Source organism: Methanosarcina sp. UBA5 (assembly GCF_002505485.1).
Lineage (GTDB): Archaea > Halobacteriota > Methanosarcinia > Methanosarcinales > Methanosarcinaceae > Methanosarcina.
On the sequence record NZ_DAVG01000113.1, the window covers coordinates 21,027 to 32,796 of the forward strand.

7 protein-coding genes are annotated in these 11,770 nt (G+C 40.3%); 4 read left to right on the plus strand and 3 right to left on the minus strand.

All coding sequences use genetic code 11. The features are described from left to right. Positions 1-32: 32 nt before the first annotated feature. On the minus strand, positions 33-3,113 hold the full coding sequence (locus tag BP621_RS14140; RefSeq protein ID WP_394339310.1) for an NACHT domain-containing protein: 3,081 nt from the start codon (positions 3,111-3,113) through the stop codon (positions 33-35). A gap of 871 nt (positions 3,114-3,984) precedes the next feature. On the opposite strand from BP621_RS14140, the gene iorA reads away from it, so the two are divergent. Genes iorA through BP621_RS14155 form a run of 3 tightly spaced genes read left to right on the plus strand, consistent with a single transcriptional unit; the run spans position 3,985 to position 7,794 of the window. Continuing rightward, positions 3,985-5,865 carry an indolepyruvate ferredoxin oxidoreductase subunit alpha gene (iorA, locus tag BP621_RS14145; RefSeq protein ID WP_292391118.1) on the plus strand — a complete coding sequence of 627 codons (1,881 nt, stop codon included), beginning with the start codon at positions 3,985-3,987 and terminating at the stop codon, positions 5,863-5,865. Continuing rightward, a complete protein-coding gene (locus tag BP621_RS14150) occupies positions 5,862-6,461 on the plus strand; it encodes an indolepyruvate oxidoreductase subunit beta (RefSeq protein WP_292391119.1) in 600 nt (199 codons plus the stop codon). The genes iorA and BP621_RS14150 overlap by 4 nt, the downstream gene beginning before the upstream one ends. Before the next feature lie 25 nt (positions 6,462-6,486). Then, complete coding sequence (locus BP621_RS14155; RefSeq protein ID WP_292391120.1) at positions 6,487-7,794, plus strand: phenylacetate--CoA ligase family protein; 1,308 nt, start codon at positions 6,487-6,489, stop codon at positions 7,792-7,794. A 245-nt stretch (positions 7,795-8,039) separates the two neighbouring features. On the opposite strand, the gene BP621_RS14160 is transcribed toward BP621_RS14155, so the two are convergent. Together BP621_RS14160 and BP621_RS14165 are read right to left on the minus strand one after the other, a co-directional pair. Next, positions 8,040-9,095 (minus strand): mechanosensitive ion channel family protein, encoded by a 1,056-nt coding sequence (locus BP621_RS14160; protein ID WP_394339312.1) that lies wholly within the window; start codon positions 9,093-9,095, stop codon positions 8,040-8,042. 235 nt (positions 9,096-9,330) lie between these two features. Continuing rightward, positions 9,331-10,254 carry a mechanosensitive ion channel family protein gene (locus BP621_RS14165; protein ID WP_292391122.1) on the minus strand — a complete coding sequence of 308 codons (924 nt, stop codon included), beginning with the start codon at positions 10,252-10,254 and terminating at the stop codon, positions 9,331-9,333. A 301-nt stretch (positions 10,255-10,555) separates the two neighbouring features. Here BP621_RS14165 and corA point away from each other — a divergent pair, with 301 nt between their 5' ends. Continuing rightward, the gene (gene corA, locus BP621_RS14170; protein ID WP_292391123.1) at positions 10,556-11,620 is read left to right on the plus strand and encodes a magnesium/cobalt transporter CorA; all 1,065 of its coding nucleotides are present in this window, start codon (positions 10,556-10,558) and stop codon (positions 11,618-11,620) included. Positions 11,621-11,770 lie beyond the last annotated feature (150 nt).

An 11,770-nucleotide genomic window follows, 5' to 3' on the forward strand; every position in this document is an offset into this window, starting at 1 on the left:
AAAAGCTGGTCATAATGAATTTTATGCAAATTTTACAGAGTTAATTCTTTTTCTTCCACGCTTTTGAGTGCAATTTTACTCGGTTCACCAAGCGAATCATGCAATAGCTTCAATTCTTCTTTAATGTTATAATATCTGTTATGTCTACCTTTTTCATAAGGCATGCTCTCTATTAATTCATCAATTTCTTTATCGTCCCAAGGTGTTTTCCAGTAAAATCCCATAACTAAGCAAGCCAACTTCTTCATTTCGATACGCCGATTTTTCTGTCTTGAACGAAATTGTTTTTTTATAAAATTTATAGATTGGATGTTAGGTTCCAAGAGTTTGTAAGCATCACGATTCATTAATGGTAACCGTGCGATCGCCCAATAAGCTAAATATTGGACCTCTTCTACTTTTGAATCTCTCCAAATCTCAAACAAACGTGAAATAATGTTAGGTTCACTCTCAGGACTCCACGCATGCGTCGATCCTAACCACGCATATGCCCAGCATGCTGGAAGATATAGATGTATATCATCAGAATAAAGAAGAAGAGACAATTTATCCCCTAAATCTTTCAGCTTATATTTTATATTCTCTAATTTATCACCTGAAGTTTCGAATTTAGATCTTTTCCAAATATAGTAAAAACTGAAAGCGGCAACCATTGTTGCAAGCGCACCCTTTGCTTTCTCCAAAGTTTCCCCATCTTCTAATAAAGTGTTAATCTTCTCAAAGTTATCACTGCTTAATTTTAGTTCAGAAGTATTTTTAAATTCAACTTCTGAAGTAATTATAAGTGCATTTGACAAACTCAGCAAATCTTCATAGGAGCTCAGATATACTTTTTGAACAACCTCTTTATATTCCTCGCCAAACTTGCCTTTATAAATCTGAAGTAGAATTTCCTTAGGAGTTTCCCTTCGTGAAAGCCACTCAAATGATTCTTGCAATTTATTTGGGACAACTTTGACTTCGTCCAGAATGCATTGTCCAAGTAAAACTAGAGGTGAAACTGAGTCTGATGGATCGTCTTTCTTAGCTATAAAAGTTGGCAAATTTTTACATTGGGTTATTAGCTGTTCAATCAGTGGTTGCGCTCTTCTGTCGGCTAAAACAGCAGTTAAAGGAATAACTTCTTTCCACTGCTGATTTTCTAGGTAAGGTTGCAAGATTTCAAGTATAGTATCAGTGTCTTTTCGATCAGGATAATATCCATCAACTACTGCTCTAGCAGTTAAATATTCTTGAAATGTTAAATGTTGGAATTCATACATTGGATATAATGTTCCCTGTTCAATCTCATGTCCACTGAGAATCATGAGACTGCTTCGAAGCTCAACTCTTTTGATAAATTCTAATGCATTAATTCTTGTATAACCCAATATTTCTGGCATCTGTTTTCTAGCTATTTCTAGTAACTCCCTAAATCTTCTTGATGAAATTCTCTGCACACCTTCTTTCATCATTGAAAATGCTACGAAAGATAACTGTGGGATAGTCTCATCAGGATCAATAGGATCATGTCCTTCTACATTCCAGGTCATAAGTAGAACTTCTATTGCTTTTCCATACAAGACGCTTCTTTTAGTAGGAAGCTGACCTACCCATCGATTAACTAAAAGGAGGGTTGTCAAGAGCAAGGGATTTTTTGCTAATTGGCGGACACGATCTGAATTACATATATTATTTGCTAACTTTTCCGAATCCAAAATTATTTCAGGTTTGTTTCCAACTACCTCTTTGTTCCATGCTACAGTTAATCTTTTAATATCATCATTGGTGAAGTCAGCGATTTTATATTTTTTACAGTAATCGTTCAATGACCCACTAACTACTCTGAATCCAGCCTCACGAGATGTCACTACAATTCTTATATTAGGATAGACAGAAAGAAAATTCCGGAATTGTTTGACAAATGAGATACGAGAACCGTCATTAGATATTTCATCAAGCCCGTCTATTAAAAGAAGTGCATCTCCTTTTTGGAGTGAAGTATTCACAATATATAAGAACTCGTTTTCAAGATCCTCTCGTTCAAATTTTTTAGGTATTGTACGAAGAATGTCACTTATTGAAGAATTTGCAAAGTCACCTAGTTGACGACAACGAATAAAAATTGGAAGTAAGCTGTTCTCTGGGAGATCATCGTCAATTATTTCACGCCTATCAGGAAATGCGTAGGCAGTAGCTAATCTCTTTAAAAGAGTGGTTTTACCTCCGCCAGGTGCTGCTAAAATTGCAAGCCGGCGATTTTCTGAAAAAACTTTTCCTGCTGACTGAAGTTCTTTTTTTTCAACATTTTCTTTATATGATGTTCCAGAGTTTGGAGGATATTCTTCTTCCAAGCGCAATGGAATAAAGATGTTTTCAAGACGAAGTCTTCTTGATCCAACTTCTTGGTCTGCAGGAAGCCCTTCGAGAGTTATCTCACCGCATTCATTAGCCAAATATTCAAAGTATTTCGTTTTTGCCTCATTTATTCTAGCTTGTTCTCTTGTAGTCTGAAACTTTGGAGGTAGATATTTTAATAAATGTAACTTTCCTTTCAGCCTCTTATCCTTGTCAATTATCTCTTTAGCTAATTCCGAAGAGATGGATTCTCCACTTGCATGGATAAGAGCAAAATGCGTTCTTTCTCTATATTCTTCAAAATAAACAGCCCAGATCCAACCCATATCATGAACTGCTAAAAGTTCACAATTTATCTCAGGATTTAGGTGATCTGAAAAATCTGATGCACAGCGACCTGCTCTCTCTATGGCTTTCTCTGGTGATACGATAATATTTCCTTTAATCAACTCTCTTATTATATCATTTTCTTCGAGAAGTATTAAGCGTTTAACTTCAAATTCATTTTCTTGTTCTATTGCACTTTCTGTAAATCCCCAAAGTGAAACAAAATAACCAATTAAAGGAGTATTTGGATTTTTACGTTTCTCAGCATCGATAACTCCAACGAATTTATTTACGTTGTCTCCACCGACTTTATTTTTGACAGCTTTACATTCAGCAACAAAATGTCTACCTTCTAGTCTATGGGAGCCTTGGAGATCTATTTCTCTTCCTGTCTTATGGATATTATAGCGAATGCCTTCATATCCCAAAGAAGAAAATAAATCTCCCATAAGTCTGCTGAATAGGTCACCTACTTTGTTGTTCTCGGACTCTAAAATTCTAATCGAGTGAAAAACTTTGCATAATTAGCTCCCTTATTGATATTTTCAGTTTAGATGATTAAACTTATCAATATTTTCTAGACTTATAGTTTATTCAATATATATGATTATTGTTTTGCATATTTCGAAGAATAGTACGTGCATTGTTATAGAGCCCGACATTTAATTATGAGAATCTAATATCTTTTTGACTCTTCGCTGTTTTGTAAGGGCTGAGAATAATTCATTAGTTACACAGCTATCCAATTAAAATGAAAAACATTGAACTTGAATTTGATTTTCAATAATAGATGTTTTTAAATTTTGGACATGTTACTTCAATATTTAGGAAATGAATATAAGTTACCCACTCGAAACAGCGAAGAGCCATCTTTTTAGAGTAATTACTTAAATTTTCTATCTCGCGTTTCTCAGCGGTACAAAATTTATAGAAAAAGTAAAAATTAGAGGAATATTCAAAATCATGCGTAAACTCGTAATTTATTATGGCTCAAAAAGTGAATTTATAATATAAACTCGCTGCTATTTTATCTACGCTATACACCAAATAAACCTTAATTGTTTCCATCCAAACCAAAAGACACCATTTAATAAAACAAAAACTTTATATGTAAATTTTACGTACTTCTTCCAGACAGCATTGTACATAGATGGTCATCGTATTTTCCGTGGCGTAAAACAGCGGTGAAATACCTTAAAATCAATTTTTGGATTCTCAAAATAATTTTAGTAGACAGTTTAAGAGTTTAAATTTATTTCAACTTCATCTTATTTCCTTTGAGATTTGTTTAATTTGTTAAAGTATTACCCTGAATTCGAGATGAGTTTATTGACTGATAAAAAACTGTTAATGGGTAATGAAGCCATTGCACTTGGAGCTATAGAAGCCGGCGTCCAGGTGGTTACAGGATATCCCGGAACTCCCTCGACTGAAGCTCTGGAGACGATTGCCCGGTATGCAAACAGGTGCGGAATCTATACTGAGTGGTCAAGCAACGAAAAAGTTGCACTTGAAACAGCCGTCGGAGCAGCTTATTCCGGAGCAAAAGCGCTTGTAACCATGAAACAGGTAGGGTTAAACGTTGCATCCGACCCTCTTATGAGCCTTAGCTATATCGGGGTAAAAGGAGCTCTTGTCCTGCTCGTCGCCGACGATCCTGGGCCTCATTCTTCCCAGACTGAACAGGATACCCGAGCTTTCGGACACTTTGCAAATATTCCCGTCCTAGACCCTTCGACACCTCAGGAAGCCTACGAACTGACAAAACTGGCTTTTGAACTTTCAAATGAATTTGAAATTCCTGTTGTCCTGAGAACCACTACGCGGGTCTCCCACAGTTGCGGGGATGTTGAAGTTACGGTTGCAGAACCTTCTCCGGTTGAAGCCGTTGAGGAGGGTTTTGTAAAGGATAGGCGCTGGACTATCTTTCCAAAGCTTACGGCCGAACGGCACCCCTGGCTCGAAAGCTTGCAGGGAAAGCTTTCCGAACGCTTTTCCGAGCTTTCTTTCAATTCGGTGTCTGGGTCAGGTAAAATAGGGATTATTGCTTCAGGCGTCTCAGCCCTTTATGTAAAGGAGGCTATAGAAACTGCTAGGGGTTTTAAAGAACTTTTTACACTCTTCAGGATCGGGACGGTGTATCCGTTTCCGGAAAAGGCAGCCCTTTCTTTTCTGAAAGGCATTGACCGGCTGATTGTGGCCGAAGAGCTTGACCCTTACCTTGAAGAACAGGTGCTCCAGCTTATAGGAAAAGCCCATCTGCCTATAGATGTTTACGGGAAGAAGAACGGCTTTTTCCCTGTGAGCGGGGAATATAATGTGGATATTGTCATTGACAGCATCAACCGCTCACTTGCAGCGTGTGGGGAGAATTTGCGCCTTTCTCATGCTTCTTCTGCTGTCTCAAGAGAAAAGCTTCCTCCCCTTCCGATCCGGGCCCCCACCCTCTGTGCCGGCTGCATGCATAGAACTGTCTTTTATGCTTTCAAACAGGCTGCAAAACAGCTTAAAAAAGAAGCTCAAACTGATACGATTTTCTCCGGGGATATTGGCTGTTATACACTTGGAAATGCCTATCCCCTTAACATGGTAGATACCTGTCTCTGCATGGGAGCCGGGATAAGCCTTGCAGGAGGGCTCTTCCGTACGAACCCAAAGACAAAACACGTAGCTTTCATCGGAGATTCGACTTTTTTCCACTCAGGCATTCCTGCAGTGGTAAACGCTGTCTATAACGGAGCTGACATCACCCTTGCAGTCCTTGATAACCGCACAACTGCAATGACAGGGCACCAGCCACATCCCGGCGTAGGCGTGACCGTGCTCGGAAATGTTTCAAAAGCTATCGAGATTGCAGACGTAGTCCGGAGTTGCGGGGTTGAATCTATAAGGACAGTAAATACTGTAGATCCGGACAGCCTTGAGAGTTGCGTAAAAGCCGCAAAGGAAGCAATGAATTTTAAGGGACCGTCAGTTATAGTCTTTAAAGGAAAATGCGTAGGGATTACAAAACCTGATAAATATTACAAAATAAAACCTGAAGCCTGCACAGGTTGTGGTTTATGTATAAAAGAGCTCGGCTGCCCTGCACTTACTCTTACTGTGGATAAGCCTGTTATACAGGACAGTTGCAGCGGTTGCGGGCTCTGTGCGCAGATCTGCCCGTCGGAAGCTATCTGCATAGGAGGGGTAAAGCTGTGAAATATGATATTCTGATTGCAGGCGTTGGTGGGCAGGGTGTTATACTCGCGTCTCGCATGCTTGCCCTTGCTGCGATGAAAGCCGGATTCCACGTAAGCACTGCCGAAACCATAGGCATGTCTCAGAGGGAAGGTTCGGTTAGCAGCCATATAAGGATAGGAGACAAAGTTTCCGGGTCACTTATTCCCATCGGGCAGGCAGATCTGCTTTTAGGCTTGGAACCCGCGGAAACCGTACGAAACCTGCCTTTTCTCAGGGAAGGCGGAAAGGTTCTGGTAAATACCCATGCTATCCCACCGGCATCGAGGCCGCCTGGGAGCCCGGAATATGATCCTGCAGCTTTGCTCTCTTTTTTGTGTGCATACTACCCTGATATTCTCTGCTCGGACTTCACGGAGCTTGCAGATGATGTAGGAACATATAGAGCTGCAAACGTTGCAATGCTTGGAGCGGCCGCAGGCGCACGAGTATTGCCTTTTGAGGAAGATATTCTTAAGGCAGTACTGGATGCCGAAATCCCTGAAAAATACAGGGCTGTAAATGATGCCGCATTCGAACGCGCAAGGAAATGTATTAGATTTATCTCCAGCCCCTGAACTGGGGAGCAGAAGGTGAAATGACATGTATGAAGCATCCACTGAGGCTGAACTTGATCCTAATGCACAGCTTTACCATCCAAAAATCTCGGAAGAAGATACCTTTGCAAAATTAAAGGCACTGCTGAGGCGCGTAGTTGAAAATAGTCCTTTTTACCAGAAAAAATTCAGGGAAGCAAATATCGATATCGAGAACATAAGGTCGCTTGAAGACCTGAAGCTTCTTCCCTTTACGAATAAAGAAGAACTCAGGGACGCCTACCCTCTTGGGTTACAGGCTGTGTCTGACTCAGAGGTCGTAAGGATCCATTCCTCATCCGGGACAACCGGAAAACCCGTAATTATTCCTTACACCCGAAAAGATGTGGATGTCTGGGCCGAGATGATGATGCGTTGCTACATGCTGGCAGGCCTTACCAATCAGGACAGGATCCAGATTACCCCAGGATACGGGCTCTGGACTGCAGGGATAGGGTTCCAGCTTGGGGCTGAACGCCTGGGAGCAATGGCCATACCTACAGGTCCGGGAAATACCGAAAAACAGCTTGAGATGTTTGTTGACCTAAAGTCCACAGCCCTTGCAAGCACTTCCTCTTATGCGATTTTGCTTGCTGAAGAGATTGAAAAGCGCGGGCTTAAGTCCCAGATTCAGCTCAGAAAAGGTATTATAGGTTCGGAGCGCTGGAGTGAAAAGATGCGCACCCGAATCGAAACCGAGCTGGGGATAGAGACTTTTGATATTTACGGGCTGACAGAGATCTACGGGCCAGGAATCGGCCTTGATTGCTCTTTCCATGAGGGTATGCATTACTGGTCCGACTACCTGCTCTTTGAGATAATCGATCCTATTACAGGTGAGCAGCTTCCTGACGGTACGCTTGGAGAACTTGTAATCACAACCCTCACAAAGGAAGGGGCTCCACTCATTCGCTATAGGACGAGAGACCTGACACGGATCATTCCTGGCCTCTGTAAGTGCGGCTGTCCGTTCCCGAGAATTGACAGGGTCCTTGGAAGGTCGGACGACCGCATAAAGTTCAAGGCTGTAAATATCTATCCGGGCCAGATCGAAGACCTTGTTCACAGGATTCCTGGCGTAAGCAGTGAATACCAGATCCTGCTTACCCGCAAGGACGGAAGGGACAGCATGATCTTCAGGGTTGAGATCGAAGATGCAGAAGATTCCGCAAAGAAAGAAAAAACCGAAAAGGCTCTTAGAAAAGCCTTCAAGGACTTTATAGGTGTAACCGTGGACGTCGTGGGCGTAGAGATGGGGGAACTTCCCCGCAGCATGAAAAAGACAAAAAGAGTAATTGATGAAAGGGAACTGTGAAATCCCCTTTTGACCTTTCATCCCCAATCTTTTCTTTTATTTAATCCATCTCTCACTTGCTTTTATTTAATCCATCTCTTACTTGCTTTTATCAGTCCACTTTTCATTGCTTGCTATCAATCTACTTTCCATTGCTTTCTATCAACCCATTTTCACTTGTTTATCCCTTGACCCATTCTACTTACTTTTATTATCAACCGTTTAATTACTTAATTGTCAACATCTTTTACTCGGCATTTTACGGCTTATTCGATTTTATCTCCCTCTGTATGGGATAATTTTCCAGTAACCTTCTTTTCACTTCCAGGATCGTTCTTATATACAATAGTCCTGTGCGGGTATGGAATTTCTATGCCTTCCTTATCAAAGCGCTTCTTAATAGCTTCCCTGATTTCGCATCCAGAACTATATGCAATGTTTCTGTCTTTGAACCAGACATTCATACGGAGATTTACAGCAGAATCTCCAAGTTCAACAACATTTACTTTAACTTCTCCTCTCTCCCTGAAATCCGGGTCCACGGGATGAAGCACAGGGGGATCAATAAATCCCATATTAAGAGTTTCGGATTTGATTAAGCTGGGCTTTACAACACTATACTGAACTTCCTGCGGAGGCATCACATTGGGGTGTTTTCGGGCTTCTTCAATCATGATTCTTCTAGCCTGGTCAATGTCGGCATCATAGCTTATACCGACGTCTATTGGCCAAATTACTGCAGGGTCTTCTATAGTCCAGTTAATTATCGCTTCATTGCTAATTATTGAATTCGGGATTATAAGCCGCCTGTTATCCCAGGTTATGATGACAGTGTGCCTGAGATTAAGATCCGTAACTTTTCCGTATTCGTTCATAATATTAAGCCGATCTCCAACCCTGAAGGGTTGAAAAATAGCAAGGGAAAGCCCTGCGATTATGTTGCTCAGTGTGTTCTGGGCCGCAAAACCGATAGCTATACCTGCAATTCCTGCCCCAGTAAAGAGAGCGACCGAGAGGGTTCGAAGACTAGGAATGCTGAAAATAACAACAACAATTCCCAGAAAATAGATTAGTGCGACAACAATATGCCTGAACATCCGGAAAGATGTTGGATCCATATGCAGCCTGTTATTTGCTTTTATGAAATGGCGTTCCAGAAGACTGTTTACGTTCCGTGCAACAAGGACAGTGACCAGGCCAATAAAAAGTATGAATAAAAATGTACCGAAGTTATTTGAAAACCATGTAAATGCATGCTTTAAGCCTATATCAAAATAAGACATATTCTCTACAAAAGAAGAGTGGTTATCGGGGGCTTTCATGCCGTGACTGTTTGACAAGAAGCTTTAAATAAATATTGATTTAAAAAAGATGAAAACTGTATAAAGTAAAATTCTAAATAAACCACTTCAGTCTGAGTAAAACAGATTAAAAAAATCGGTTTTATCAGATATGTTCAAGAAGAGGAATAAATAAGGAAAGGAAATAGTTCTTCCTTTCTCTGGCGCATGCAAAAAGTACCGCTTTAACCGGATTTCAGGACTTTCATGAGACTACTTACTTGCTTTTTTCTCTGGCATATGCAACTATTGCGTCCTTAACTCCGTATTTGAAAGCAACCACGATTGCAATTCCCCATGCCAGCGGTCCGAAGAACAGGTAGAGAATACTGGTATTAACGAGCATCGTATCCAGTGCCACCAGAATCACGATGAGGAATAGAAAACCTCTCAGGATAGGAAGAATAATTTCCGTTCCCTCTATATTCATACCTCTGATCGTACCTGCAAGGTAGTCCATCACTATATCGATGGAAAGGATTCCTATCAACAGGATCAGAATACCTGTAAAAAGGCGTGGCAAATACTCGGTAATACTTATCAGCAACAGAGTAAACATCGTCAACTGCAGAATATTCGATGCGGTTGTAAGAAATATCAGATACCCAAACAGCTTGATAAGTCCGGAAATAATTCCTGAGGCTGTAAGTCCTCCTGTTCTGACAGCCGCTCCGAAAGGCGTACTTTCAAATTTCTCATCTACTCCGATCGAAACAAGCATATTTTTTACCAGATCCCCAATGAAGTCCACAATCAAGAAGCCTATAAGCAGTACAATGAATGCGGAGATCACAAGTGGGATGTAGTATATAATCAGGTTGATGAAATTATTGACTGCCTGGATATTCAGAATATTAAGAATAATTAAGGCAAAGATGATGTAAACGAGCCACCGGATGGCTGCATCAAAAAAGCCAACCGTACTCATATTTCCTCTTCTTATCATTCCACCTATTACGGTTTTGTCAACAAGATCATCCAGTCCTATCTTATCCAGCATCCTTGCACCGACTTTTCCAAGAAATGCCCCCAGTAGTTTCCCTATGATAATGAGAAGAATTATTGCCACTAATGTCGGTATAAAAGCTATAAACTGATCAAGCATAGTGTATATACTATTCATAATTTGATTTTCAACCATATCGATCACCCTGCATTATATCCCAGTTCAAAACTGACGATCTTTCCAAGTTCCCTAATTTTTGGAAAAATTAAATTATATATTTAATATATTATTCTATTAATTATATAATACATATATTTATCTACAAGTATGTAAAGCCTTATTTCAGATTAAGAGTCGAACTGTGTTGAAAATAAATCAAGGTGCTTCAAAAGCTCAGTAAATAGACTCGGACAAAAGTTATGCACAGACTTAAATCAATGAAGCTTTAATTACTGAATAACCTATTTTTATTAGAAGGTGAGGCAGAGAAATAAGCATGGGGACTTCTGGAAGAAAAGGATCACAAATCGGGCTTGCACCTGGAACGCTTGTCCATGTAGGGGAAAAGAAGGTCGAAAAGGTAGTAATCCGGGTCCTGGCATATAACAGTGAGAAGCTTGTAGAAAGAAAACTGGAGAAGGTTGAGGAATGTTTGGAGTTTAAAGATCAGCCTGGTCTCAATTTATGGATAAATGTAGACGGGCTGGATAAGGTAGACATTATAGAAAAGCTTGGGAGTTATTTCAATATCCATCCCCTTACTCTTGAAGATATACTCAATACACGACAGCGGCCAAAAACTGAAGATTACGACTCATATATTTATTCGGTTTTAAAAATGATTCTCCTTGATAGGGAAAAGGAAGAGATCACTATAGACCAGCTAAGCATCATCATCGGCCCCAATTATGTCCTCTCTTTTCAGGAAAGGGAAGGAGACGTTTTTGATCCGGTGCGGGAAAGGTTTGAAAATCCGGTTTCTCGTATACGGAAAAGCGGGGTGGATTATCTTGCCTACAGCCTTATTGACGCTGTGGTCGATAACTATTTTTTGATTCTTGAGCATTTTGGAGAAGAAATTGAATACCTTGAGGAAGGGCTGGTAACACAGCCAAGGCCTGAGACTCTCAGGACTATCCAGAAATATAAAAGGGATTTGATTACCCTTCGTAAATCCGTCTGGCCTCTTCGGGAGCTGATAAATGGTTTGCAGAGGGTAGAGTCCGATCTTATTAAAGAGACTACCAGCATTTACCTGAGAGATATTTATGATCATACTATCCAGGTCATTGATTCAGTCGAAGAGTTACGGGATATTTTGTCTTCAATGGTTGACATCTATCTCTCCAGCATAAGTTACAGGATGAACGACGTTATGAAGGTCCTGACGGTCATAGCAACAATTTTCATTCCTCTTACTTTCATAGTAGGCGTTTATGGAATGAATTTTGAATACATGCCTGAACTCAAATGGCGTTGGGGCTATCCGGCAGTAGTGATTGGAATGACCTTTCTAGCAGTCAGCATGTTTGCTTATTTTAAGAAAATGAAATGGGTTTGATTTTCTTTTTTTCCGGCGACTTTTTCTTTTAGTCTTCACTTTTTTTTAGTCTTCTTTTCCATAACTTTTTGTCCTCTAATTATCTTTTTTTGCCCCTTTACAGTTAACTCTCTTTTTGTTGGCTTTTCTACCTGTTCTTTGTGTTTTCTC